This is a genomic window from Streptomyces sp. NPDC006552 (assembly GCF_040611655.1).
Classification (GTDB): domain Bacteria; phylum Actinomycetota; class Actinomycetes; order Streptomycetales; family Streptomycetaceae; genus Streptomyces.
The window spans coordinates 1-24,980 of sequence record NZ_JBEXOS010000065.1 but is presented as its reverse complement, the minus strand read 5'-3'; the positions used below and the strand labels follow the sequence as shown (position 1 = coordinate 24,980).

General features: G+C 71.1%; 26 protein-coding genes. 13 read left to right on the top strand and 13 right to left on the bottom strand.

Annotated features, from left to right (window positions below; genetic code table 11):
• The first annotated feature begins 97 nt into the window (after positions 1 to 97).
• From ABZY33_RS29150 to ABZY33_RS29120, 7 genes are all read left to right on the top strand, one after another.
• Positions 98 to 739, top strand: coding sequence for a LysE family translocator (locus ABZY33_RS29150; RefSeq protein ID WP_356494680.1), 642 nt, complete (start codon positions 98 to 100; stop codon positions 737 to 739).
• Between the two features lie 203 nt (positions 740 to 942).
• Positions 943 to 1,179 (top strand): DUF488 domain-containing protein, encoded by a 237-nt coding sequence (locus tag ABZY33_RS29145; RefSeq protein ID WP_356494679.1) that lies wholly within the window; start codon positions 943 to 945, stop codon positions 1,177 to 1,179.
• A gap of 421 nt (positions 1,180 to 1,600) precedes the next feature.
• Complete coding sequence (locus ABZY33_RS29140; RefSeq protein WP_356494678.1) at positions 1,601 to 2,887, top strand: MFS transporter; 1,287 nt, start codon at positions 1,601 to 1,603, stop codon at positions 2,885 to 2,887.
• Positions 2,884 to 4,692, top strand: a complete 1,809-nt coding sequence (locus ABZY33_RS29135) for a prolyl oligopeptidase family serine peptidase (RefSeq protein WP_356494677.1) — start codon at positions 2,884 to 2,886, stop codon at positions 4,690 to 4,692. The genes ABZY33_RS29140 and ABZY33_RS29135 overlap by 4 nt, the downstream gene beginning before the upstream one ends.
• A gap of 23 nt (positions 4,693 to 4,715) precedes the next feature.
• Positions 4,716 to 4,844, top strand: coding sequence for a hypothetical protein (locus ABZY33_RS29130; RefSeq protein ID WP_256359348.1), 129 nt, complete (start codon positions 4,716 to 4,718; stop codon positions 4,842 to 4,844).
• 128 nt (positions 4,845 to 4,972) lie between these two features.
• On the top strand, positions 4,973 to 6,892 hold the full coding sequence (locus tag ABZY33_RS29125) for a RiPP maturation radical SAM C-methyltransferase (protein ID WP_356494676.1): 1,920 nt from the start codon (positions 4,973 to 4,975) through the stop codon (positions 6,890 to 6,892).
• A gap of 33 nt (positions 6,893 to 6,925) precedes the next feature.
• Positions 6,926 to 7,579, top strand: a complete 654-nt coding sequence (locus ABZY33_RS29120) for a DUF5825 family protein (protein WP_356494675.1) — start codon at positions 6,926 to 6,928, stop codon at positions 7,577 to 7,579.
• Between the two features lie 145 nt (positions 7,580 to 7,724).
• Here ABZY33_RS29120 and ABZY33_RS29115 read toward each other — a convergent pair whose 3' ends face one another.
• The 4 genes from ABZY33_RS29115 to ABZY33_RS29100 all read right to left on the bottom strand — a co-directional run bounded on the left by ABZY33_RS29115 (position 7,725) and on the right by ABZY33_RS29100 (position 11,887).
• Complete coding sequence (locus tag ABZY33_RS29115; RefSeq protein ID WP_356494674.1) at positions 7,725 to 8,279, bottom strand: hypothetical protein; 555 nt, start codon at positions 8,277 to 8,279, stop codon at positions 7,725 to 7,727.
• 78 nt (positions 8,280 to 8,357) lie between these two features.
• Positions 8,358 to 9,494: a PQQ-dependent sugar dehydrogenase gene (locus ABZY33_RS29110; RefSeq protein WP_356494673.1), complete on the bottom strand. Its 1,137-nt coding sequence runs from the start codon at positions 9,492 to 9,494 to the stop codon at positions 8,358 to 8,360.
• A gap of 261 nt (positions 9,495 to 9,755) precedes the next feature.
• Positions 9,756 to 11,267, bottom strand: a complete 1,512-nt coding sequence (locus ABZY33_RS29105; RefSeq protein WP_356494672.1) for an FG-GAP-like repeat-containing protein — start codon at positions 11,265 to 11,267, stop codon at positions 9,756 to 9,758.
• A 158-nt stretch (positions 11,268 to 11,425) separates the two neighbouring features.
• Positions 11,426 to 11,887: a hypothetical protein gene (locus ABZY33_RS29100; RefSeq protein ID WP_356494671.1), complete on the bottom strand. Its 462-nt coding sequence runs from the start codon at positions 11,885 to 11,887 to the stop codon at positions 11,426 to 11,428.
• Between the two features lie 550 nt (positions 11,888 to 12,437).
• On the opposite strand from ABZY33_RS29100, the gene ABZY33_RS29095 reads away from it, so the two are divergent.
• The gene (locus tag ABZY33_RS29095; protein ID WP_356494670.1) at positions 12,438 to 12,839 is read left to right on the top strand and encodes a VOC family protein; all 402 of its coding nucleotides are present in this window, start codon (positions 12,438 to 12,440) and stop codon (positions 12,837 to 12,839) included.
• Positions 12,836 to 13,342: a DinB family protein gene (locus ABZY33_RS29090; RefSeq protein WP_356494669.1), complete on the top strand. Its 507-nt coding sequence runs from the start codon at positions 12,836 to 12,838 to the stop codon at positions 13,340 to 13,342. The genes ABZY33_RS29095 and ABZY33_RS29090 overlap by 4 nt, the downstream gene beginning before the upstream one ends.
• A gap of 236 nt (positions 13,343 to 13,578) precedes the next feature.
• Here the strand turns inward: ABZY33_RS29090 and ABZY33_RS29085 are convergent, their stop codons facing one another.
• Together ABZY33_RS29085 and ABZY33_RS29080 are read right to left on the bottom strand one after the other, a co-directional pair.
• Positions 13,579 to 14,091 (bottom strand): DUF1360 domain-containing protein, encoded by a 513-nt coding sequence (locus tag ABZY33_RS29085; protein WP_356494668.1) that lies wholly within the window; start codon positions 14,089 to 14,091, stop codon positions 13,579 to 13,581.
• A gap of 115 nt (positions 14,092 to 14,206) precedes the next feature.
• The gene (locus tag ABZY33_RS29080) at positions 14,207 to 14,368 is read right to left on the bottom strand and encodes a hypothetical protein (protein ID WP_356494667.1); all 162 of its coding nucleotides are present in this window, start codon (positions 14,366 to 14,368) and stop codon (positions 14,207 to 14,209) included.
• Positions 14,369 to 14,754: 386 nt separating this feature from the next.
• Here ABZY33_RS29080 and ABZY33_RS29075 point away from each other — a divergent pair, with 386 nt between their 5' ends.
• Positions 14,755 to 15,063 (top strand): FAD-dependent monooxygenase, encoded by a 309-nt coding sequence (locus ABZY33_RS29075; RefSeq protein ID WP_356494666.1) that lies wholly within the window; start codon positions 14,755 to 14,757, stop codon positions 15,061 to 15,063.
• 15 nt (positions 15,064 to 15,078) lie between these two features.
• Complete coding sequence (locus ABZY33_RS29070; RefSeq protein ID WP_356494665.1) at positions 15,079 to 15,954, top strand: FAD-dependent monooxygenase; 876 nt, start codon at positions 15,079 to 15,081, stop codon at positions 15,952 to 15,954.
• 86 nt (positions 15,955 to 16,040) lie between these two features.
• On the opposite strand, the gene ABZY33_RS29065 is transcribed toward ABZY33_RS29070, so the two are convergent.
• From ABZY33_RS29065 to ABZY33_RS29040, 6 genes are all read right to left on the bottom strand, one after another.
• Complete coding sequence (locus ABZY33_RS29065; RefSeq protein ID WP_356494664.1) at positions 16,041 to 16,394, bottom strand: DUF6479 family protein; 354 nt, start codon at positions 16,392 to 16,394, stop codon at positions 16,041 to 16,043.
• A 179-nt stretch (positions 16,395 to 16,573) separates the two neighbouring features.
• The gene (locus tag ABZY33_RS29060; protein WP_356494663.1) at positions 16,574 to 17,812 is read right to left on the bottom strand and encodes a lectin; all 1,239 of its coding nucleotides are present in this window, start codon (positions 17,810 to 17,812) and stop codon (positions 16,574 to 16,576) included.
• 172 nt (positions 17,813 to 17,984) lie between these two features.
• Positions 17,985 to 18,614 (bottom strand): 4'-phosphopantetheinyl transferase superfamily protein, encoded by a 630-nt coding sequence (locus tag ABZY33_RS29055; protein WP_356494662.1) that lies wholly within the window; start codon positions 18,612 to 18,614, stop codon positions 17,985 to 17,987.
• A gap of 64 nt (positions 18,615 to 18,678) precedes the next feature.
• Positions 18,679 to 19,887, bottom strand: a complete 1,209-nt coding sequence (gene metK, locus ABZY33_RS29050; protein ID WP_356494661.1) for a methionine adenosyltransferase — start codon at positions 19,885 to 19,887, stop codon at positions 18,679 to 18,681.
• An 89-nt stretch (positions 19,888 to 19,976) separates the two neighbouring features.
• Complete coding sequence (locus tag ABZY33_RS29045; protein ID WP_356494660.1) at positions 19,977 to 20,585, bottom strand: nucleosidase; 609 nt, start codon at positions 20,583 to 20,585, stop codon at positions 19,977 to 19,979.
• 104 nt (positions 20,586 to 20,689) lie between these two features.
• Positions 20,690 to 21,106, bottom strand: coding sequence for a DoxX family protein (locus ABZY33_RS29040; RefSeq protein ID WP_356494659.1), 417 nt, complete (start codon positions 21,104 to 21,106; stop codon positions 20,690 to 20,692).
• Positions 21,107 to 21,236: 130 nt separating this feature from the next.
• Here ABZY33_RS29040 and ABZY33_RS29035 point away from each other — a divergent pair, with 130 nt between their 5' ends.
• The gene (locus tag ABZY33_RS29035) at positions 21,237 to 21,860 is read left to right on the top strand and encodes a haloacid dehalogenase (RefSeq protein ID WP_356494658.1); all 624 of its coding nucleotides are present in this window, start codon (positions 21,237 to 21,239) and stop codon (positions 21,858 to 21,860) included.
• Between the two features lie 54 nt (positions 21,861 to 21,914).
• Here ABZY33_RS29035 and ABZY33_RS29030 read toward each other — a convergent pair whose 3' ends face one another.
• Positions 21,915 to 23,279, bottom strand: coding sequence for an acyltransferase (locus ABZY33_RS29030; RefSeq protein ID WP_356494657.1), 1,365 nt, complete (start codon positions 23,277 to 23,279; stop codon positions 21,915 to 21,917).
• Positions 23,280 to 23,553: 274 nt separating this feature from the next.
• Here ABZY33_RS29030 and rfbH point away from each other — a divergent pair, with 274 nt between their 5' ends.
• Complete coding sequence (rfbH, locus tag ABZY33_RS29025; RefSeq protein WP_356494656.1) at positions 23,554 to 24,855, top strand: lipopolysaccharide biosynthesis protein RfbH; 1,302 nt, start codon at positions 23,554 to 23,556, stop codon at positions 24,853 to 24,855.
• Positions 24,856 to 24,980 lie beyond the last annotated feature (125 nt).

Sequence of the window (24,980 nt, the reverse complement as noted above, 5' to 3'; positions counted from 1 at the left end):
GTGCCCCGGCCCCTTGACCACCCGCGCCACCTGGAACAGGACCTAGGTCGAAAGCCTCTCTGGCGCCCCTGCGCATGCGTGGGGAATGATCCCGCGCATGGTTGACCTTCACCGGCTGCTGGCCTTCTGCACCATGTCCGTGCTCTTGTCGGTCGTCCCGGGACCGAGCGTGTTGTTCGTCATCGGCCGGGCCCTCGCCCACGGGCGTCGGACGGCGTTGACCTCGGTGCTGGGCAACGCCCTCGGGGGCTATGCGCTGGTCATCGCTGTCGCCTTGGGGATCGGGGCGTTGGTCGAGACGTCGGTCGTCGTCTTCGACGTGATCAAGCTGGCCGGCGCCGGCTACCTCGTCTACCTCGGCGTGAGGGCTTTGCGCGCGAGCTGGAAGAACCGGGCCCGAGCGGTGAGTTTCACCTCTGTGTCGTCCAGCGGGCGAAGCTCGGTATGGGCAGGATTCATGGTCGGCGTGACGAACCCGAAGAGCGTCGTGTTCCTCACCGCGGTGCTTCCGCAGTTCGTCGACCGGGAGGCCGGTCACGTCAGCATCCAGATGCTGATCCTCGGCTTCGCGGGCGCCGTATTGGCCCTGATCTCTGATGGCCTGTGGGGGCTGACGGCATCGGCCGCACGAACCTGGTTCGGACGCTCCCCCCAGCAGATGTCACTGGTCGGCGGCACCGGCGGGCTGGCCATGATCGGCCTGGGTGCGGCCGTGGCTGTCACCGGCCGCGCGGACTAGGAGCAGGCTCCATCGCGTAGCCACTCGGTGAAGGCTGTTACGAGCCTGGGGCGTGCCTGACGGCAGCGTCGCACGTGGGCCCACCGCTTTGCGCGACACCCCAGCGACTCGCCGGGCAGTCCGTTGCGTGGGAGCGGCCGATGGCTAGTCTCGGGCGGGAGCCCGCGCCAAGGCTGGGGTCACGGTGCGGAGGAGTGCGGCTGGTGGGCGCGGTTACCGCGGTGGATCTGGTGACGTTCGGACACAGCACCGCGGAGCAGGAGCGCTTCGTCGAACTGGTGCGGACCGCGGGGGTCCGGTCGGTGGTGGACGTGCGCATCGGTCCTGGCAGCCGCCGCAACCCGCATCTGGCCCGTGACCGCCTCGCCCGGTGGCTGCCTGACGCGGGGATCGACTACCGCTGGGAGAAGTCGCTGGGGGTTTCCGATCCCCCGGGGTGAAGCCCGGCAGGGGCGGGTGATCGCGTCGGTAGCGTCATCGGGGTGCGGCAGCGCCGTCCGTACGACGGGAACTGGCCATCCTCGGCCGTGAAAGCAGCCGCGCCGGGCCGGCCCGCGGTCCGGAGCGAGACCCTCCCGAGGGGCACCCGCCGGTGCGGCGCTTGACCGAAAGCATGCCGATGGCATGCCTCACACGTCACATCTGCCTCCCTCTGCCTCACGCCCCTCACGGGCCGCGCCGGAACGTTCCCCTCCCTTTGGTGCGAACCCCGAACTCCCCGCCCCCTTCCGGCTCCTCGCGCTTTCCAGCCAACTCGAACGCAGCCTTGTAGCCCGTTCGAAGCGCTGGCTACGATCCCGCTCGTTTCGCTTTCGCTTTCTACACAACCTGCACGATTGCTTCATCGGATTGAGGGGGATCGTGGAGTCGTCTACGCAGGCGGGAGCGGTGGGCCCCCGCGACGGATTACCCGGGCCCCGGCCGTTCCGGGGCCGCCGCGGCTCTTCCGGTTCCGGGCGCGACACGTCCGCCCGGGACTTCCGACTCTTCTGGTGGGCCAATGCCGTCGACGCACTCGGCACCCAGGCATCCGGCGCCGTCCTCCCGCTGCTGCTCCTCGGTCTCGGCCACTCGCCGCGCACCGCCGGGCTCGTCGCCGGGCTCTCGCTGGCGGCGGGGCTGCTGCTCGGGCCGCTCGCGGCCGTGCCCGCCGACCGCGGCGCGCGGAAGACGATCATGTTCTGGTCCGCCGCTGTCGCCGCGCTCGCCATGGGCTCCATCGCGGTGACCCTGCTCGCCGGACATCTGACGCTGGCTCACCTCGTGGCCGCCGTCCTTGTCGAACGGTTCGCCACCGCCTGTCACGACGCCGCGTCGCGCGGCACCATCGCCCTGGTCTGCCCGCCCGACGACCAGCCGCGCGCCGTGGCCCGGCTCGCCGCCGCCGACCAGGGCGCGCTCATTCTCGGCCCGGCCCTCGGCGGAGCCGCGTACCAGCTCTTCCGCGCCCTGCCCTTCGCGGCCGACGCCCTCTCGTACGCGGTTGTCGCCGGCTGCGTACGGGCCATGCGTACGGATCTGAAGGCCGCGGCGGCACCCTCGGGTGAGGGGTGGTGGCGTGCGGTCGGCGCCGGGTTGCAGCTGGTGCGGCGGCGGCCGTTGCTGCGCCTCGTGCTGGCCTGGGTCGCGCTCGTCAACGGGGTGGCGGCGACGCTGTACTACTCCGCGGTGTTCACGCTGCAACGTTCCGGCAGCGGGGCGCTCCCGCTCGGCCTCGTCCTCGCCGTCACCGGCGCCGCGGGCCTGGCGGGCTCCCTCGCCGCGCCCAAGGCCGCGGCCCGCCTCGGCGCCGCTCGCGCCCTCACCGCAGTCACCTGGCTGCTGGTCCCGCTCACCGCTGCTCTGGCCCTCGCCGACGGGCCGTGGACGTACGGGGCGCTGCTCGGTGCGATCGGACTCCTCGTGCCGCTGCCCGCTGTCATCCTCCAGTCCCGCGCCCTGCTGACGACCGAACCCGAATTGCAGGCCCGCGTCGGCGCCGTCATCGCCACCGCCTCCGGCGCCACCGCCGCTCTCGCCCCGGTCGTGGCCGGCCTCTTCGCCGGTCGGGTGAGTTCCGCCGGGCCCGCGCTCGGATGTGCCGCCCTCCTCGTCCTGCTCGCCGCGCACACCCATCGGCGCGCCGCCCTCGCGGAGGCCGCCGCGTGAGCCGCTTCCAGGTGTACCGCGCCGCGCTGCCCGACGTGTGCGCCACCGCTGCGCACCGCATGGTGTTCACCGCCGACGCCGAGGGCCGCTGCGAGGTGTTCACCTGGGACGCCGCGGCCCGGCGCGCGCGCCGTGTCACCGACCGTCCCGGCGGCACCCTGCACGGGGCGATCGACGCGGACGCGTGTGTGTGGTGGTTCGCCGAGGACGCCCGGGGAGTCGGCCACTGGCGGTTCCAGCCGTTCGACGGCGGTCTTGACCTGCCCGGTCTCACCGGTGTCCCGGACGGCACGGCCCGCGGTCTGGCCGTCACCGCCGACGCCACTGTCGCCCTCGGCATCGGACTCGCCGACCACACCACGATCCGGCTGGGAACTCGGGGTGGTCCCGGCCGCGAGGTGATACGTGTGCAGGGTCCCGCCTCGCTCGCCGGACTCGCCCCGCGCGGTGACCTCCTCGCCCTCTCCCGGACGGCCGAGGCGCCCCGCGCCGTCACCGTGCTCGGCACCGACGGCACCGAGGTCGCGGTCCTCCCCGGCGACGGCCACCACGGCAGACTCTGGGCGCTCGGTTTCGGTCCCGCCCGGGACGGCCATGCCACCCTGCTGCTCGCCCGCGAACGCGAGGACCGCTACGTACTCGCCACCTGGACCGCCGCCACCGGCACCGTCACCCACGACTGGTGTGCTCTGGACACCCAGTTCACCGCCCGCTGGTACCCGGACGGCGACGCCGTGCTGATCCGGCAGGACCGGCACGGCCGCTCCCTGCTCCGCCGCGCCGACCTCGCCCGCCGCGCCCTGGACCCCGTACCGACTCCGCCCGGCACTCTCCTGGACGCGGCCCCGCGCCCCGGCGGCGACCTGCACACCCTTTGGACGGACACCGCGCACCCGCCCCGTATGACGTCCACGGCCGGGACACCGCTGCCGCCGCTCGGCACCATCGACGGCCGCGTGCCGGGCACGCTGCGTGACGTCTTCACACCGGGGGCGGACGGCCCGGTGCACACGTTGCTCAGCCTTCCCGAGTCCGCACCCGGGCCCCACCCGGCCGTGTTCCTCGTCCACGGCGGCCCCGCCGACCACGACCGCGACGCCTACGACGGCACCGTGCACTCGCTGGTCGCTTCCGGTTTCGCCGTGGCCCGCGTCAACTACCGCGGCTCCACCGGCTACGGACCGAGCTGGCAGCGGGCCCACCGCGACGGCGTCGGCCACACCCAGGTCGCCGACCTCGCGGCCGTCCGCGCCGACCTCGTGGCACGCGGCCTGATCCGCGCGGACGCCGCCGGGCTGTGGGGCACCTCCTGGGGCGGTTACCTGGTCCTGCTGGCCCTCGGCACCCGCCCCGGGCTCTGGCAGGCGGGTGTCGCCGTCAAACCCGTGGCCGACTACGCCGCCGCACACGCCGCCGCCACACCCGCCCTGCGGACGCTGGACGAGCGGCTGTTCGGCGGTACACCGGCGCAGGTCCCGGACCTCTACGCGCACAGCTCGCCGATCCGCTACGCCGCCCGGGTACGCGACCCGCTCCTGGTCGTCGCCGCCGCCCACGACACCAAGTGCCCACCTGCGCAGGTCCGTTCCTATCTCGCCGCCCTCGACGCGGCCGGCGCCCCGCACGAGTCGCTGTGGCTCGCGTCCGGGCACGACGGCTACGACGGCGGCGACCACGTGCGCGTGCTGCGGCGCGCGGTGCGCTTCCTCGATCGCGCGCTGCGGCACAGCGCCCGCTCCACCCCACCCCCCAGACGCCCCGCTCCGGCCGGAGAGGGGTCCGTGCACCATCCCGTCGAACACTGACACAGAGAGCGAAGGAGAAGCTCATGCAGAAGGACGTCATCCACAACGACCCGCTGGCCGAGGACGAGACGAACCGCAAGCCGAGCGTCGGCATCACGGTCACCGTCCCGTTCCGCAACGCCGAGGACGGCGACGACACCGTCGAGGACTGATCCTCACCGGCCGGCTCCGGGTCACCCCGGGGCCGGCCGGGCCGCCCCGCCCCGCTCGCACCGCCGTCACCCGCATGACCGCAACCCGCACCGCCGCCCGCCCGCATCACGTCAGGAGAGAAGCGCCCATGCGCGTACTGCTGGTCAACATGCCCTGGTCGCCCATCGACCTGCCGTCCCTCGCCCTGGGCATCCTCAAACGGAGCGTCGACGAGCGCGTGCCGGGCGCCAGTGCCGACGTGCTGCACGCCAATCTGATGTTCACCGACTGGATCACCGAGCGCACCGAGTTCACCGGCGAGGACTACGAGTACTACGCCCTCTCCTCGTACTTCATGGGCTGCGGCGACTGGGTGTTCTCCTCCGCCCTGTACGACGACCCGGCCTGGCGCGAGGAGGAGTTCGTCGCCACGATGACCGGCAAGCTCAAGTCCGCGCGGATGAAGATGACGCGTGAACTGCACCGCATAGCACCAGAGTTCGTCGAGGACATCGCCCAACAGATCGTGGCGGCGGGGCCCGATGTCGTCGGGTTCACCTCCACCTTCCAGCAGAACACCGCCGCGCTCGCCGCCGCCCGCCGCGTCAAGCAGCTCGCCCCGCACATCGTGACCGTCATGGGCGGCGCCAACTGCGACGGCGCACAGGGCGCCACCGTGCACCGCAACTTCCCCTTCGTCGACCACGTCGTACGAGGTGAGGGCGAGGCCGCCTTCCCCGACCTCCTCAAGGCGCTCGCGGACCGGAGCCCGGTGGACGGCATCCCCGGCCTGTGCCACCGCGACGCGGACGGGGCAAGCATCGCCAACCCCATGGCGACCCGCCCGCTGCCGCCCGCCGCGATCCTGCCGCCCGACTACAGCGGCTACTTCGAGCGGCTCGCCGCATCCGTCGCGCGCAACTGGGTCGAGCCGAAGCTCGTGGTCGAGGGAGCGCGCGGCTGCTGGTGGGGCGAGAAACACCACTGCACCTTCTGCGGGCTCAACGGCTCCTTCATGGAGTTCCGCTCCAAGAGCCCTGACACCTTCTACGAAGAGATCATGGAGCTGGCCCGCAGACACCGGGTCCTGGACATGTATGTCGTCGACAACATCCTCGACATGCGTTACCTCACCACCGTGCTGCCCCGCATCATCGAGAGCGGTTACGACCTGCGGCTGCACATCGAGATCAAGGCGAACATGAAACGCAGCCAGCTGCGCACCCTCGCCGACGCCGGTCTCATCTACGTCCAGCCCGGCATCGAGAGCCTCAACAGCCGGGTCCTGGACCTCATGGACAAGGGCGTCAGCGGCTGCCAGAACGTGCGGATGCTGCGCGACGGCGCCGAGACCGGCCTCTCCGTCGCCTGGAACTACCTGCACGGGTTCCCCGGGGAGAGCGCCGAGGACTACGACCCGGTGATCGCCCAGATACCCGCCCTCGAGCACCTGGACCCACCGGTCGACCTGTCCGCACGCATCGCCATCGAGCGTTTCAGCCCCTACTTCGAACGCCCCGAACTGGGCTTCACCGGTCTGCGCCCCGAAGCGCACTACCGCTTCACCTACGACCTGCCGGAGGAAGAGCTGTACGGCATGGCGTACGTCTTCGAGGCGCCCGCCCGCGGCATCGGCGAGCCCACCGTGAGCGCCCTCAACAAGGTTCTCGCCGAGTGGAAGAAGCATCACACCGACGCTCGCCTCACCCATGACGACCACGGCGACCGCATCGTCCTGGTCAGCCGCCGCCGGACCTTCGACTGGCGCGTCAAAGAACTGACCGACCCCTTCGAACTCGCCCTCTTCCGCCTGCTCGACCAGCCGCACAGCGTGCAGGCCCTCGCCCGCAAGGCCGCGGCGCGCGTGCCCGACGCGGCCCGCGACGAGGACGGGGTCCAGCGGCTCCTCGACTCCTGGCTCGCCCTCGGCATCGTCTTCGCCGACGCCGGCCAGTACGTCCACATCGCCCCGGCCGCCGTCAACGAGGACCTGCTGCGCCTGGACTTCATGCGGCACATCCACACCGCGGACGCCCCTGACGGTGCCGCCGTCCCCGAGCCGGCCTGACCCTGCCCCCCCACCCCGCTTCGAAGGAGCACGATGACCGCCACCCTCACCGCGCCGACGCTCCTCGCCTGGCGCGACTACGACCCCGCGGCGTGCGAGCTGCCCGGCATGTCCCTGGGCGAGGTCCCCCTGCCCGGGCCCGCGCGCGGTCAGGCCGCACGCCTGTGGGAGCTGGGGGCGCGCCGCGTACGGCTGCCCGCCCCGGTCGATCTGGGCGCCGGCGCGGATCCGGCCGCGGCTATCTACGGACTCTCCCTCGTCCGGGACCTGACGGCGCGGGCCGTCATGGTCGAGTGGGAGCTGCGCCTGGACCCGGACGAGGGCGAGACCTGGCGCCGCCTCAGCCACCTCCAGCCGCCCGCCGCGCTGTACGGCCCCGCCGAGGCCGAGGAGACGCTGCGCTCGTGGCGGCGCGGGCACTACCTGTGCAAGTGCCTGTGGCGCAAAGGCCCCGGATTCCTGCAGATCCGCGACCGCCGCTGGGGGGAACTGCGCCGCTTCACCGCCGACGAACCCGAGTACGACACCGCGGTCGGCCTGCTCGACTATGGTGCCCTCGCCGAGACCGTCGACCAGGCCGCCCTGGCCGACTTCCGCTCCGAGCAACTGGTCCTCGACGTGGGCCCGTACGCGTGGTGGCTGCCCTACCGTGTCAGCCGGTGGCTCCAGCAGTCGATCGCCATCTGAGCGGGCGTGGCCCGGCGAAGTCATACTCAGGGCGGCGGTTTCTTCCGTCGCCCGCTTCGGGTCCGGTGGATCGCGTCGCCGCCCTGCCGGACCGGCTCCAGACATGAGGGCGGGGGCGCCGAGGTCCCTTGCGGCCCCAACACCCTCATGCGGTGTCGGGGAAGTCGCGCCTCTTGATCTTCGCCATCGGGCCGTCGGGGTGGTGGTAGACGAGCCCCTCCCACTCGTGTCCGGCGAGGAAGTCGGCGATGCCGGCGTAGGTGCGTCTGTCTAGATCGGGGGCGACGGTCTCGGCGGTGGCGTGCCGGACCAGCGTGTGGCGGGCGAGCCCTTCGGGGTTGCCGTTGATTTTGGGGCCGCACAGTTCGTAGGTGCCGTGCGGCCGGTCACCGTGGACCTCCAGTGCTTCGGCGTGGAACTTCGCGAAGGACGACTGGGCGATGGGCTCCCAGCCCATCGTCTTGCCGGTCACCACGTCGCGCTGTACCGGGACGTAGTCGGGCGGAGCCGTCTTGCCCGGCTTGACCTCGCGGCGCGCCCACCACTGTCCCGACTCGTCGAGCAGCACGCACGTTCCGTCGTACTTGCGGGTGGCGACGCCGTGCCCGTCGAGGACCCATTCGCAGCCTGGGGTCACGTCGGTGAGGACGCGGCGGCGATCGGCGGGGTTGCGGACGAACAGCGTAGGGATCTTCTGCACTTAGGCTCCTTAACGGCCGGCCTTTCAGAGTGACCGTCAAGACAGGGCGCCGCCATGGAATTTCTGCGGACCTGCGCTTTACGCCGCGTCGAGGCGGGTGATGCCTCCGCCCAGACCGAGCACGTACAGCTCGCCGTGGCGGTCCTGGACGAACGAGATGACCTCGCCGCCGTTGACGCCCAGGTCGTTCACCGCGGTCACTTTGCCCTTGCGCAACTTCAGGGAGCGTACGGTGCCGTCGCAGTAGTCGCTGAAGACGTACTGGCCTCGCAGGGCCGGGAGGGCATCGCCTCGGTAGACGTAGCCGCCGGTCACCGAGCAGCCGAGGCCCGCGCGGTCGTACTCGTGGATCGGGCGCACGTGGTTCGCCGGTTCTGTCCCGCCGCGGAAGGGGTGGGTGCCTTCCATCTGGGACCATCCGTAGTTCTCCCCGCCGTTGCTGCGTGCCGGGGCCCGGTCGATCTCTTCCCAGTCGCTCTGGCCGACGTCGCCGATGAAGAGGTCACCGGTGGCGGCGTCGAAGGAGAACCGCCACGGATTGCGCAGGCCGTACGCCCAGATCTCGCCCCTCGCGTTCGGGTCGTTCACGAAGGGGTTGTCCGCCGGGATCGCGTACGGTGTGCCGCCCCGGGGGTCGATGCGCAGCAGTTTGCCCAGCAGGGTGTCGAGGTTCTGCCCGTTGCCGTGCGGATCGCCGCCGGAGCCGCCGTCCCCGAGGGCGATGTACAGGTAGCCGTCGGGGCCGAACTTGATGTCGCCGCCGTTGTGGTTGTTGTACGGCTGGGTCTGCGTCAGGACGGTGCGCCGCGTCTTCGGCTGGATCTTGCCGTGCCGGACGGCGAACTCGTCGACGGTGCTCGTGCCTTCGAGGTTCGTGAACGAGATGTAGAAGTGCGCGAACCTCTTGTCGAACGCGATGCCCAGCAGGCCGCGTTCCCCGTCGGTGGTCGTCTCGGCGGAGATGTCGAGCACGGGTCCTCCGAGACCCCGGTCGCTCAACACCCGGACGGTTCCGGCTCGTTCGGCGATCCAGACCGTGTCGCCGGGTCCGGCGGTGCCCGCGGTCGGGTTCTGCGCCGTGGCCACGTTCGTGAGGACGACCGCCGGTGCACGGTGTCGCTGCCCGGGTTCGTCCGCGGCCGCGGTGGTCAGGGCGAGGGAAGCGAGCAGGCAGACGGTGGCGATCATGGCCGAGCTTCTCGTGCGTACTTTCACCGTGATCCTCCTGGAGGCGGCGAGCGGGGCACCCGGCTGCGCGGGACACGGGGATCTGCGTGGCGCGTACCAGCACGCAACCTGGGTGGGGGAAAGTGCGTACCTCTGGCGCGGCTGAGAATACCGGGCCGCGCGCCCCTGGTATAGACCAAGGGGGTGGCGGCGCCGTCCCGCCCTGCCCGCGCCGCCGCCGCGACACCTGGCTCGGTGTCGCCGGTCGACGGCCCCGGCTGTCAACTCGCGTGTGGGGAGCGGTGTTGCTCAGTAGACCGTGTCCACCGGGCGTGAGCCGTTCACGGCCGTGCCCAGCTGCGGGATGCCGACCCAGTCCATGTCGAGATCCTTCGGGCCGATGTACTGGGCGCCGGCCGTACCGATCGCCGTACCGTCGGAGGGCAGCGTGGTGAGCGAGCCGTCCGAGTTGTTGTCGGCGCGCGCGCCGGAGAGCAGGTCGGCCTTGCCGTCCTTGTTCAGGTCGGCGAGGTGGACCTCACCACCGAACTGCCCGGAGCCCCACCCCGAGTCGGGGACGCCGGCGGTGCCCTGCCACAGCCACTGCACGGAGTCGGTGGTGTCGACACCGGCCACCGAGCCGCGCAGCACGGTCACGGTCCCGGCCCCGTAGATCACTCCGGAACCGCCGGGAGCCACTCGCAGATTCTCCCGGGGGGTGCCGACGGCCAGCTCCATCTTGCCGTCGCCGTTGACGTCACCGAGCGCAACGTCCGCGCCGAACTTCTCCCACGTCTCCGGGTCACCGGGGATCGCTCCGGACGCCTGGGTGACGGTCTGGGTCCGCGAGGAAGGGCCGCTCTTCCCGCCGTACGTGACGACCACCTTGCCGGCGGGGAGCTTGTCGGGCGTGTTCGAGTCGACCGTGGCCCACCAGGTGCCGGTGGCGATGTCGCCGTAACCGTCGCCGTCGATGTCGCCGATCGCGCTGTTGGAGCCGCTGGGCATCAGTTTGACGGAGGACGCCTTGGGGCCGCCTGTCGCGCCGGGCAGGTAGTAGTTGACCTCGTGGTGCTTGCCGCCGGAGACGTTACGGCTCTGGCCGGTGACGAGGAGGTCGGTGCGGCCGTCGCGGTTCACATTGCCGGCTACGAGGTTGAGGATGCCGGCGTGGGTGTTCGAGTACAGGGGCAGGGCGAGAGCGGACCGGGCGCCGGGCTTGCCGGCGCGGGAGATGCCCTTGGAGAAGACGTGCAAGGTGCCGGAGGAGGTGCCGACGGCCAGGTCCGTCCGGCCGTCTCCGTCGAAGTCGCCGGCTGCGAGGGACTGGCCGTAGCGGTCGTGCTGGGTGGGGGCCGGGTCGACGACGTCGGCGCCGCCGGTCAGACCGGACGCCGAGCCCCACACGATCTGGACGAGGCCGTTGTCGGTGTCGGAGTCGACGTCCTCCTTCGTGACGCCGATCGCGAGGTCCGTGTACCCGTCGGAGTCGAAGTCGCCCGCTGCGGTCGCGGTGCCGAAGTAGTCGCCGGCCTCGGCCACACCCGGGATGCCCGGGGTGTTCTGGTTCAGGGTCTGGTGCCGGGCGGCGCCCACACCGTTCGCCGACCCGTACAGCACGGAGACGGTGCCGGGCCGGGGGAGGTCTGCGACCCGGGCGCCGGGTGCGGAGACCACGACGTCGTTGAAGCCGTCGCCGTTGAAGTCGGTCTCCGCCTTCGGTGCGGCGGCACTCCCCGTCCCGGCGGCGCCGACGAGCAGCCCTCCGGTCAGGGCGACGACGGCGCCGGTGGCGAGGGCGGTACGGATGCGTTGCTGCACGAAGAGTCTCCGGGGGTTCTGCCGATTCGTGGACACCCGCATGCACGAACAGGTGACCCACGGGTGAACAGGTGACGCACAGGAGACCGCACGGAGCAGATAAAGGTTGTACGGGCATGGAGCGCAGGACGCCCAGCACGCGCCGGCCGCGCGCCGCCTCACTCCGGGACGTTGCCCGAGAAGATCACCGTCTCCATGTCGAAGGTCGGAGTGATCTCTACTTGGAGGTACTTCTCGCCGGAGGGCAGTGTGCAACCGTAAACCGCGTCGGCTGTGCGTCCCGGCAGGACGCTGGTCGTGAATCCGGAACCGTGGTGCGTGCCGTCCGCGTACACCTCTTCCCCTGGCGAATGTCCGCTGGAGCAGGAGATCGTCAATTCGGACGGCAGATCGACCGCGCTGTTCGTGCCGTTCTTGACGTGCACCGTGAACTTCACGTACGGCGTGTTCTCCGGGATGTCGTCGGGACCGGTGACCGCGCGGGTGAAGTGCGACAGGCCGATCTCGAAGCCGTCCTGCGAGGTCCCGGTGTCCGTCAGGGACAGCGTGGCCGGTCCGTCCGTGGTCTCGTCCGTCGCGGGCGTGTCTTCTTCGGAGGTGGAGTCATCCGTCGCGGGCACGTCTTCTTCGGAACGGGACTCGGTAGCGGAGGGGGTGTCGGCGGAAGAGGAGGCGGATTCCGTGGCGGACTCCTCCGTCGTCGGCGCATCCTTCTTGGTGGGGGCGTCGGAGTGCGCGGAGGGCTCTTCCGGTGGCGGGCTCTCAGTGCTGCTGGTGGTGACAGTGACGGTGCTCTTGCTGCTTTCGCCGCCGTGGTCCTGACTGCTGCCGCAGGCGGCGGCTCCACCACCGAGGAGAGCCGCAACGGCGCCGCAGACCACAGTCTGACGCATACGAGGCCGACGCGGTCGAGGGTGCCTACGTCGTTCGCGTCCTGGCAGTGTTGCGCGTGGGTGTTTGCTCATGAGAACGGTCTTTCAGGCGCACGGCCCAGGGGGCGGTCCCTCGGCCAAATTCCCGAGATGGACTGACAGGGAATCCCCTGTGTTCGAGCCTAGACCCGTGCACATGGCGAGTAAACCGGGGCCACAGGGGTCCGGGCCGCTCGTCGGGAGGCGCCTGCTGCCCCCCTCTGTACACGGTGCGACCGATCGTCGATCCTTTGTTGCCGTGACCCATACGACGAGTGACGCCCCGTGGCCCGGATTGATCAGCGCCATCACCTTGTTCGTCGAGGACCTGCAGGCCACGAAGCGGTTCTACTGCGACGTGTTCCGCCTCCCGGTGACCTACGAGGACGACAATTCGGCCGTGTTCCGTTTCGGGGACACTGTCATCAACCTGCTGCGGTCCGCCGCGGCACATGAGTTGATCGCCCCCGCGCGCGTCGCCGGCCCGGCGTCCGGCTCACGCCTGCAGCTCACGCTCCCCGTGGACGACGTGGACGCGATGTGCAAGGAGCTGACCGCCCGGGGCGTGACGCTGCTGAACGGGCCGGTCGACCGGCCCTGGGGGATTCGGACCGCCAGCTTCCGCGATCCGGCCGGCCATATCTGGGAGATCGCGCGGTGACCGCGGCGGCGGACTCCGAGCTCCAAGCCCTCCTGACCGCACTGAACGCACAGCGCCGGCATGTCCTCGGCATCCTCGACGGACTCGACCCGAAAGCGCTGCGGCGCCCCGTGCTGCCGTCCGGATGGAACTGTCTGGGACTCGTCCAGCATCTCGCGCTCGACGTCGAGCGGTTCTGGTTCCGTGCCGTCGTCGCCGGTGATCCCGGGGTCATCGCAGCCCTCGACGACACCGACGACGCCTGGCGGGTGGCTGTCGGCGTACCGCATACCGAAGTCCTCGACCGGTACCGCACGGAGGCGGACCTCGCGGATGCTGTCATCACCGGTACGGTCGCGGACACACCCTTGGCCTGGTGGCCCCACCGCCTCTTCGGAGAACCGCACTTGCACACGGTTCGGGACGTCGTGCTGCACGTCGTCACCGAGACCGCATGCCACGCCGGACACCTCGACGCCGCACGAGAACTCATCGACGGCCGCCGCTGGATGGTCCTGACGTGAAGGCCGGCCCGGCGGGTGGGTCGCCGGAAACGTACTCGGCCCACGCCGCCGATCCGAGCGGGCGACGGCCGGCCAGGTTGCCGCGCTCCCACTGGGAGTAGTGCCGCACGCGCGGAGCTCTGCTTGGTCGTCCGTGTCCTCGACGGTACGTCCGGGCCGCGGCCGAAGGGATGTACGGGTGGTACACCCTTCGACGGTGCCTCGGTCGAGGACCTCCGGCCCGGGAGCGGGTCGACTCAGTCGGCGTTCTTCTGCAACAAACAGTCGTAGCCCAGCTGCATGGTGTCGGCCAGCGCCAGGGAGGTCAGCGCGCCGGTCACGGTGCGTGTGGCCTGCGGCCAGAGCAGGCGGGCGCCGGTGAAGGTGGTCGTCAGCCAGACGCTGAGGCAGAAGGGGCAGGTCACCAGCTCCCCCACGGTGGAGCGGACGAGCCCGCCGCGGGGGCTCTCCTTGACCTCGGCCGGGCCCGTGGCCTCCTCGTAGTGCGTGAAGGGTGCCCGCAGGGGGCTGGTGACGGATCCCTTGCTGAGCAGTCGGCTCAGCCGGAACACGGACGCGGCCGTGAGCAGGATGTCCCAGGGCTCCACGCGGACCGGCGTGCGCGTCTTTCGCCGCGCCGCCGCCACGCCCCAGACAGCGGTATAGGCACCGAACGCGACGACGGCCGCGCTGTGGCCCGTGAGTCCGTGGTCCTCCTCCTGCGTGTAGGCGGCGCTGATCCGCCTGGCGGCATCCTTGATGCGGTTCATTCGGGTCTCTTTCTGATGGACCCGGAGGTGCACGCCACCCTTGGGGCGGGGTGCACCGACCAGGTTCCGTAGGCGTCGCCGGCACGCACGGGCACCAGGCGGTCGGTCGGGTGGTTCAGCCTGCCGTGGTGTCGCCGGTCTCCTCCTCGGAGTCGTCGTCGCCTTCCGCCTGGGAGGGCGTCGTACGCGGTGCTTCGGCGGCCGGGAAGGACGTCTCCTCCTCCGTGGCGTCGTCCTGCCGCTCACCCTCTGCCTGGGACGGTGTCTGCTCGCTCATACTCATGGCTCCATGTTCGTGCGGATGTTTTCCCTCTGCGCGACAGCGGACGGCCGGGCACGGTTACCCGGACCGGACCGGGCTCATGCGTTCAGTTCTCCTTGCCCATGGCGCCACGGATGGTGTCCTTCTCGCGGTCCATCAGGGCGGCGACCGGCCGAGCGCTCGCAACGCGCGAGCGTTCCCATCCGCCGTCCCCGGGGCGGTCACCGTCCGTAGTTCACCTGATAGGTCCAGGGACGGAGTGCGCGGCGCCCACCGGCCCCGGCTGCTTCGTTCCGCCGGTCGGCACGCTCGTGGCGCCGCCCGTCAGCAGGGCCGGTCGGTGGCGGCGGCGCAGCGGCCGCTTCCTATCCTTCGGTCAGCACAAGCGAAGGAGCACTGTGGTGGGAACCATCGAAACGCAGGTAGCAATCGTCGGCGCCGGGCCCGCCGGCCTGACGCTGGCGACGCTGCTGCACCGACGGGGCGTGCCCTGCGTCGTGATCGACAAGTTCGGGCGCGACCAACTGGTGGCCAGGTCGCGCGCCGGTTTCCTGGAGCGCCGCACCGTACGGCTCCTGGACCACCTCGGGCGTTCGAAGCGGCTGCACGCCGAGGGCGTACCGCACACGGCGTGCGAGTTCCGGTGTGACGGCGAGGCCGTGCGGCTGGACTACGCGGAGCTGTGCGGCGACACCCCGAGCTTCGTCTAACCGCAGCACGAGCTGGTGGCCGATCTGCTGGACGGGTACCTCTCGGACGGCGGAGCGGTCCTGCTGGGCCGTCCCGTCGTCGGCCTCGGCACCGGGCGGGCGCTGCCGGTGGTGCGGTGCGCGGACGGCACAGAGGTCCGGGCCGAGGTGGTGGTGGAAGCGGCCGGACAGTACGGACCCGTGCGGGCCGCCCTGCCCACCGGCTCCTTCACGCAGTACGACATCCGGCACGGTGTACGTCTTCTCGGCGTCCTGGCGCGGACGCCGCCCTTCGCTCCCCATACCGTCTACGGCCAGCACCGCGCGGGGTTCGCGGGGCAGATGCTGCGGTCGGCGGAGGTGACGCGCCTGTACCTGGAGGTGGCCCCGGGCGAGTGCCTGGAGGACTGGCCCGAGGACCGCGTCTGGCGAGAGTTGGATGTCCGGCTGGCCCTGGAGCCGGGGGCGCTGCGGCGCGGGCCGGTACTCGAGCGGTCCGTGGTGGAGATGCGGACCGAGGTGGTGGAGCCCATGCACCACGGGCGGGTGGCGCTGGTGGGGGACGCGGCGCACATCGTGCCGCCCTCGGGTGGCAAGGGGATGAACCTCGCCATGGCCGACGCGGCTGATCTCGCGGCGGCTCTGGCCCGGCACTTCCGGGAGGGCGCGACGGCCGACCCCGGTGAGGTGCTGGCGGCCTACTCCCGGCGGCGCCTCGCCGATGTGTGGCAGGTGCAGGAGTTCAGCCACTTCATGTTGCGGCTCCAGCACGGCCCGCCTCCTGGTACCCCGGACGCGGGGTACCACGAGAAGCTGCGGCGGGCCCGGCTGTCCCGGCTGCGTGACGACCCGGCCTACGCCCGCGCCTTCCTGGAACGCTATATGGGGCCCGAACTCCCGCCGGGCCTGTGACCTGCGGATTCGTCCGTACTCCCCGGGCCGTCGGCTCCCGGGGAGTACGCGCCGTCCGGACGAGCGACACAGCCGGCACGCCCGGGTCAGCTGCCGAGACCGCCGCTGCCGAAGCTGCTTCCGTCGTCCTTTCGGTGGTCTTCGGGGTCCTGCGACTCGCTCAGATGCGTGCTTGAGGTCCCATATCCCTCGTGGAGCTCGTGCGGCGTGAGCCGGCCGCCGTCCTGCGGCACCTCGTCCGGTTCCCGGTACTCCCGGACCTCGTGAACGGGGCCGCCCTCCGGCATCTTCGGCTGTTCCTCCGGCGTCGGCCGACGCGACTCCCGCGTCTGGATCCGGCGCCCGAGCATAAAGGCGCCGATCAGAACGAGGACGACCACGATGCCCGCGATCCACATCAGCAAATGCGCGCCGGACGACGCTGCGAGTTCCCACTCCATTTTGTGCATACGAACTCTGTACCCGTCCGCGCGAAAAACTTAGCGCCCGCTTACGCCTCCCGATTCAACAAATGACCCGACGAGCGGGTCCCCTGCCGTCCGGCCGGCCCCGGCCGCGTACCGGGGCGTGCCGCCGGGTCTCCGGCAGCACGCCCCGGTGCGTTCCGGCCGGGGTCAGGTCAGCCCACGGTCCACTTCTGGTTGGCGCCGCCCGAGCAGGTCCAGATCTGTAGCCGGGTGCCATTGGCCGCATTGTTACCGGTCACGTCCAGGCATTTATTGGCCTGCGGATTCACGATGTCGTTCGCCGAGCTGACCGCCCATTTCTGCGCGGCCGTCCCATTGCAGTCGTAGAGCTGGACCGTGGTGCCGTCCGCGGTGCCGCCGCTGGTCACGTCCAGGCATTTGCCGAGCGCGCGGATCGTGCCGTCGGAGCCGACGGTCCAGTTCTGGGCCGCGCTGCCGTTGCAGTCGTAGAGCTGGACGGGGGTGCCGTTGGCGGAGTTCGCGCCCGCGACGTCCACGCACTTGCCCGCGAGGCCCCTGATCGCGCCACCGGACGGCGCGTCGCTCGTGGTGACCGACACCGAGTCCACCACCAGCTGGGCGGGGAAGGCGGTGGAGCCGTCGGGGTCGCCCGGCCAGTAGCCGCCGACCGCGAGGTTGAGGATGAGGAAGAACGGCTTGTTGAAGGCCCAGGTCTTGCCGCTCACGTCGGCGGGGGTGCGGGTCTGGTAGACGGTGCCGTCCACCGACCACTTGACGGAGTTGGGGGCCCAGTCGACGGCGAAGGTGTGGAAGGCGTCCGCGAAGGCCTGACCGCCGGGCAGCGAGTAGCCGGCGCCCACGCCGGCCGATCCGGAGTAGCCGGGGCCGTGCAGGGTGCCGTGGACCGTGGAGGGCTCGAAGCCGACGTTCTCCATCACGTCGATCTCACCGGAGTTGGGCCAGCCGACCGATCCGATGTCCGTGCCGAGCATCCAGAACGCGGGCCACATGCCCTGTCCGCGCGGGATCTTCATGCGGGCCTCGACGTGGCCGTACTGGGCGCTGAACTTCCCCGAGGTGTTCAGCCGGGCCGAGGTGTACTGGCAGGTGCCGTACCAGCACTGGTAGTTGGCCGGGTTCTCCTTCTTCGCCGTGATCACCAGGTGGCCCTGGCCGTCCAGGGCGGCGTTGTTGGTCCCGGACGTGTAGTACTGGCGCTCGTGGTTGTTGACGTTGTCACCGGTCTCCAGCGTCCACCGCGAGGAGTTGACCGCGCTGCCGGCGGCTCCGTCGAAGGTGTCGGAGAACGTCACCGCTGCCGCGGCGGCATTCGATGGTTCCGCGCGGGCCACGCCGGTGGCGGCGGATGCGATCAGTGTGGCGGACAAGGCGGCGAGCAGGCATCTGCGGAGTAGGCGGGGGGAGGTCACGTCTCAGTCCTTCCGGGGCGATCGGGCGTGAAGGGGCGGGCCCGAGGTGGAGGTGAAAACGTTTCGCCTGTTGATTTAAGGAGTGAAGTAAGGGGGCGTCAAGACGCAGGTACGGACCACCTGGTGACCGTTGCCGTCCGCCCGCGCCGGATGCTGTGCCCGCGGGCTCCGCTCACGCGGCGATGGCGGTGATCAGCAAGCCTTTGTCCGCCATCCAGCGGCCCTCCAGCTCGGGTGCCGCCGGCAGGCGCAGCCGCGCGGTGAAGACGGGGCTGTCGGCGTCGAAGGCGAGTTCGGCGTCCTCGAACTCCAGGCGCTGGCCGGTGTGCGGGTACCAACTCTTGTACACAGCCTCTTTCATGCTGAACAGCGCGCGGTCCCAGCGCACTTGGGGACGCCGGGTGAGGAGATGCCGTACGAGTCGCAGTTCGGACGGGAGCGCGATGCTCTCCAGTACCCCTGGCGGGAGCGGGGCGTCGGGCTCGGCGTCGATGCCCAGCAGGCGCAGCTCGGCGGCGGGGGCGACGACCGCGGCCCGGTAGCCCGCGCAGTGGGTGAGGCTGCCGAGCACCGCCGCGGGCCAGCGGGGGGCGCCGTGCCGGTCCGGCAGGATCGACACGGGGGGCAGGCCGAGCCGGGCAAGCGCCTCGCGGGCGCACCGCCGTACCGTGGCGAACTCGCGCCGGCGCGCGGCCACGGCCTGCTCGACGAGCCGGGCCTCCTGCGGGAAGAGGTCCGAGGCCGGTGAGTCGTGGAAGGCCTCGGTGACCGCCACCCCCAGCGGAAGTATGTGCTCGATCATGTCAACGGCCCCTGCCAGGACGGATGGGACGAAGGTACGCGGCTCGGCGTTTGTGCGGCCCGGGTCACTTCCGCGCCGCCTGGCGCAGGGCGTCCACCCGGTCGGTCCTCTCCCAGGTGAACTCGGGGAGTTCGCGGCCGAAGTGGCCGTAGGCGGCGGTCCGGGCGTAGATGGGGCGCAGCAGGTCGAGATCGTGGATGATCGCGGCCGGGCGGAGGTCGAAGACCTCGTCGATGGCCTTCTCGATCCGTTCCGTCTCCACCTTGTGGGTGCCGAAGGTCTCGACGAACAGGCCCACCGGCTCCGCCTTGCCGATCGCGTACGCCACCTGGACCTCGCAGCGCGCGGCCAGCCCCGCGGCCACCACGTTCTTCGCCACCCAGCGCATCGCGTAGGCCGCGGAACGGTCCACCTTCGAGGGGTCCTTGCCCGAGAACGCGCCGCCGCCGTGGCGGGCCATCCCGCCGTACGTATCGATGATGATCTTGCGGCCGGTCAGGCCCGCGTCCCCCATCGGGCCCCCGATCTCGAAGCGGCCGGTCGGGTTGACCAGCAGCCGGTAGGAGTCCGTCTCCAGCTTGATGCCGTCCTCCGCGAGCGACGTCAGCTCCGGCTCGACCACGAACTCCCGGATGTCGGGCGCCAGCAGCGACTCCAGATCGATGTCCGGAGCATGCTGCGAGGACACCACCACCGTGTCGAGGCGCACCGCCTTGTCGCCGTCGTACTCGATGGTCACCTGCGTCTTGCCGTCCGGCCGCAGATAGGGGATGGCGCCGTCCTTGCGGACCTGCGACAGGCGCGCGGAGAGCCGGTGTGCCAGGAAGACCGGCAGAGGCATCAGCGTCGGCGTCTCGTCCGTCGCGTAACCGAACATCAGCCCCTGGTCGCCCGCGCCCTGGCGGTCGAGCGCGTCCTCGTCGCCCTCCACCCGCGACTCGTAGGCCGTGTCGACCCCCTGCGCGATGTCCGGCGACTGCGCACCGATCGACACCGACACCCCGCACGAGGCGCCGTCGAAACCCTTGTCGGAGGAGTCGTAGCCGATCTCCAGGACCTTGGCGCGGACCAGGGTCGCGATGTCCGCGTAGGCGGTGGTGGAGACCTCGCCGGCCACGTGCACCTGGCCGGTCGTGATCAGTGTCTCCACGGCGACGCGGGCGGACGGGTCCTCGCGCAGCAGCGCGTCGAGGATGGTGTCGCTGATCTGGTCGGCGATCTTGTCGGGGTGGCCCTCGGTCACGGACTCCGAGGTGAACAGGCGACGGGACATGTCTCTCCAGTGGTTGCCGCGGCGGCCCTGGGCGGGCACCGCACGGACGGGAGGCCGGGGCGTGGTCCCGGCTCCCTGTGGTGATGAGGTCAGGCCAGGTGCCGGCGGATCCAGCCGGCCAGCACGTCGGAGGCGGCCGCCGCCGCTTGCGGCCAGGCCCGCTGCGCGGACTCGTCGGCGTGGTCGCTGACGTACTTCACGATGCGCACCGGCAGAGCGAAGCGCTCGGCCACCGTGGCGATCGCGTAGCCCTCCATGTCGACCAGGTCGGCACGTTCGGCCAGGTGCGCGCGGGTGCGGCCGTCGGCGACGAAGGCGTCACCGGTGGCCAGGGTGGCGCCGGGGTGCGGGCTGATGGTCAGGGGGCGGCCGTAGTGCGCGCCGCTGAGCCGGTGGAGTACGCCGTCGGGCAGGTCGTGCTGGATGACCCGGGACACCTCCACGATGCCGCTCAGCGAGTCCCTGAGCGCGCCGGCGGTACCGAGGTTCACGATGACCCGCGGCCGGGCCGAGGAGAGCACCCGGGTCAGCTCCATGGCGGCCCGTACCTTTCCCATGCCGGTGATGAGCACGGGCCAGGTGCCGTCGAAGCGTGCGGCCTCGGCCTCGGCCGCCGTCACGATCAGCGGCTGATCGGTCCGTATCTCGCCGCGGAGCCGGGCGGCGAAGGAGGCTTCGCACTGGGGAGCCTGCAGCATGGTGAGTCCTGTCGGGTGGGGACGCCGTCCTGGGGATCGGGCCGCGATGGGTGTACCGGTCGTGATCAGGTGTTCTGTGCTGGATCAGGTGTTCTGGGTCGGGATCAGATGTTCTGGAGGGCCAGCAGGCTCACCGAGAGCGCGACCACGACCAGGACGCCCGGTGCGATGAGCCCCTTGCGGTCGTGCGCCCGGGCATGGAAGAAGACGGCACCGGCGAAGTAGAGGACGACGCCCACGCCGGCGGCGACCGCCAGCGGCCGGAACGCCAGCCCGGCGAGGAGACCGGCCGCACCCGCGATCTCCAGCGCCGCGAGCCGGGGCAGCCAGGTGTCGGGTACGCCGATCCCCCGCATGCTCGCGACGAGGGACTTCTGCCGCCTCACCTTGGCCAGCGCCGAGCCCACGAGGACCAGGGACAGGACGACGGTGAGGAAGAGGTAGTTGGCGCTCACGGCTCTCCAGGGGTTGAGGACGGCAACCGGCCGCGCGAGAACGGCCACCCCCATGTTTTCGTCCATGACTCAAGGAGATCCCTAGAGCGTGTGCGTCGGCGGGCCGGGACACCAGGGGGCCGGGAGAGCGGGAGGCAACGATCGTGAAAGTGCCTGGTGTGAGTCCTCGCACGGGTGGCATACTCGAATAACTGTCATGTTTGCTCACACCGCCGCCGTGTTCTTCTCCGTCGACTGCGTCGTGGTCCGGGGAGACAACCTGTCCCGCCTGGTCGAGGAACGCCTCGGGCTGAGCGGGCCCATGAGCGTGCACGAAGCGGGGGCCGACGCCGCCCCGGCGCGCTGGGCCGGAGTCACCGAGAGAGCCCTGCACACGCAACTCGCGGAGCTGCCGGTGCTTCCCGGCGTGGAGGAGACGACCCTCTGGTGCTGGAACAACGGTCTCGTTCCGGTCATCTCCAGCCTCACGTGGGCGCCGATCGGCGCCTACCTCGCCAACCGGTTCGGTTTCCACTCCTACTTCGGCCGGCCCCTGGACGCGGTGCACGGCCGCTTCACGGGCACCGCGGGTGACGCGCCCGCGCCCACCGGAGAACGTGAGTTCGCTCTGCGCCGCGCGGACGAACTCGGCGCCGCCCCGCAGAAGTGCGCGGCGGTGGGCGCCTGCCCGGCCGACGATCCCCTCTTCGACTCCGTCGGTGTGAGCATCGCCTTCAACGCCCGTTCCGGCACGAACGCGCGCATGGTCACGCCGGTTCAGGGCGACGACCTGCGCGCCGTGATCCCGACCCTGGAGTCTCTGTCGGCCACGATGGTCTGACGGCCTGCGGCCCCGTACGCGCCGCGGGCACGGGACCGCAGGTGGCGCCCGTGCTCAGGACCGGCTCAACCGCTCGGCGGGGTCGTACAGACGCGCCGTCCACTGCGGACCGCGCAGGGCGTCGGCGGCGTCGTGGGGAACGCTCAGGTGGACGTCGCGGCTGTGGTCCTCGTGCGGTGTGGGCGTGATGAGCACCGTCCACGGGACGGGGCTCGCCGGGAACTCGAACCAGAAGGGCCGCCCGGCGCCGAACTCGATGCCGTAGACGGGGAGCCGGCTGGAGTTGTTCAGGGCGACCGTGTCCGTGAAGGCGTCCAGCGACATCCGGCTGAACACGCGTCCGGAGCGGCCGGCCGCGCGCTGGGCCTCCAGGTACGCGCTCTCCTGGCGCACCCGGTCGGGGGTGACGCGGTCCAGGGCCGCCCGCACCGCCGTGACGGTGTGCGCGAGGGGTTCCTCCCGCAGTTCGCCGGCCGGGAGCACGGCGGTGGTGTTGGAGACGGCGTTGCCCCAGTAGCCCTGCGGGAGGCGGTCCTTGAGCGCGGCGCGCAGTCCTACCACGATCCCCAGGCGCTCGTGCGCGCCGGGTTCCCGGTCGCGCAGCGCGCCGAGCACGCGCCACAGGTGCGCGCCCAGTGCGTCACCGCTGGAGGCGGCCGGCTCGTCGGTCCCCTGGCCCGCGCGGGCCGCCTCTCGCAGGGCGAGGACGTCGTCGGCGGCGAAGCGGACGGTGAGGGTGCGCATGCGCCGCGCGCCCGCGTTCACCTTCCAGATGAACCCGAACTTCTGGCGGCCCGTGATCACGCGGTACTGCGGATCGTCCGGTGCCGCGGGGACGCCGTCGGCGAGTCCGTCGAGCAGGGCCCGGTCATAGGGGGCGGCCGGGTGCTCCTCGCCGGCGTGCGTGCGCGACCAGTGGAGCAGGAAGTCCAGGTAGCCGCCCCCGTCGACCACGGCGTGGTTGATGGAGACGCCGAGCACGGAGCCGCCACCGCGCATGTGGGTGACCTTGACGGACAGCAGCGGGGTGTCGTGGCCGACGACCCGGAAGGCGTTGACGGGGTGGATATAGCGGCGCAGGTCCGCTCGGGCGGGCCGGTCGGGTCCGTACTCGGGCATGGCCGCGTCCGCGTGGGCGACCGCGAAGACCGCGCCGGCGTCGTTGCAGACCACGCTGAGTCCGCCGTCCTTGTCGCGTTCGAGGCGTCCGGTGAGCAGCGGGTAGTGGGCAAGGGTGCGGCGCAGCGAGTCCTCGACGGCGTCGGCGTCGAGGGTCTGCCGGTAGAAGAAGGTGCGCGGTGTGGCGAACGTGCCGTTCATCAGGTCGTGGACGCCGAGCCGGACCCGCTCCCCCGACGGTTCTCCCGCGCGCAGGACGACGGTGCGGCGCCCGGGGCTGCCCGACGGGCCGTTCTTCATGGGTGTCTCCAGGGGTGGGCGAAGGGCCCGCGGGGGCCCGCGGTCTCAGAGTGCCGCGCCCGCGGCCGGGAATCCCCTAGAACCGGCGCGGGCCCGCTCCGGTGGCCGATGTTTGGTGGATCCCTAGATTCGGCCGGTGTTCCTGGCCCCTGGGCGGGGGCGCGTGCTGGTCTGGGGTTCCCCCGATCGAACGATACGGGCGTGGGGACCCGCTTCGACTGCGAGCCGGCCGTCCGTCTCGTCCCCACCGGCACACATCAGGAGGCCATCAGCCGTGGGGAACGACAAGTCCGAGATCCTCGACCTGGTCCGCGAGTACCACCGCTCCACCGTCTCGTCGGGTTTCGTTCCGGGCAGCACCCCGGTGCTCGCCTCGGGGGCCGTCCTGACCGAGGACGACCGGGTGGCGCTGGTGGAGGCCGCGCTCGACATGCGGATCGCGGCCGGGAGCAGCTCACGCAAGCTGGAGCGCTCGCTGGCCAAGTACTTCGGTCTGCGCAAGGCGCATCTGACCAACTCCGGTTCGTCGGCGAACCTGCTGGCGCTGAGCAGTCTCACCTCACCGCAGCTCGGTGAGGACCGGCTGAAGCCGGGCGACGAGGTGATCACGGTCGCGGCCGGGTTCCCCACGACGGTCAACCCGATCCTGCAGAACGGTCTGACGCCGGTCTTCACCGACATCGAGCTGGGCACCTACAACGCCTCGCTGGAGCGGGTGGAGCAGGCGATCGGCCCGCGCACCCGGGCCATCATGATGGCGCACGCGCTCGGCAACCCCTTCCAGGTGCGGGAGATCGCCCAACTGGCCCAGGAGCGCGACCTCTTCCTCATCGAGGACAACTGCGACGCCCTGGGCAGCACCTACGCGGGCCAGCTGACCGGCACCTTCGGCGACCTGGCGACGGAGAGCTTCTACCCCGCGCACCACATCACGATGGGCGAGGGCGGCTGCGTCCTGACGGACAACCTGATCCTCGCGCGGATCGTGGAGTCGATGCGGGACTGGGGCCGCGACTGCTGGTGCGAACCGGGCGAGGACAACCGCTGCTTCAAACGGTTCGAGCACCAGATGGGGTCCCTGCCCGAGGGCTACGACCACAAGTACATCTTCTCCCACGTGGGCTACAACCTGAAGTCGACGGACGTGTCGGCGGCGCTCGGTCTGCAGCAGCTGACACGGATCGACGCGTTCGGTACGGCGCGGAGGCACAACTGGACGCGGCTGCGGGAAGGGCTGGACGGGCTGCCGCACCTGCTGCTGCCGGAGCCGACGCCGGGCAGCGATCCGAGCTGGTTCGGTTTCGCCCTCACCGTCCGGCCGGACGCGCCGTTCGCACCGGGTGCCCTCATCGATCATCTGGAGTCGAGCAAGGTCGCCACCCGGCGCTTCTTCGCGGGCAACCTGACCCGCCATCCCGCCTACGAGGGGCGGGAGTTCCGGGTCAGCGGGCCGCTCACCAACAGTGACATCACCACCGAGCGGACCTTCTGGATCGGGGTGTACCCGGGCCTGACCGACGAGATGATCGACCACAGCATCAACACGGTGAGCGAGTACGTGACGCTGCCGCACTGACGTCAGGGGTCACGGTGATCGAGAACGAGCCGAACAGCTCGCCCACCATGCCGCCGACCAGGCCGATCGGCAGGAAGACCTCGGCCAGGCCCTCGTGCAGTACGGCGACGAGATGCCCTTCCACC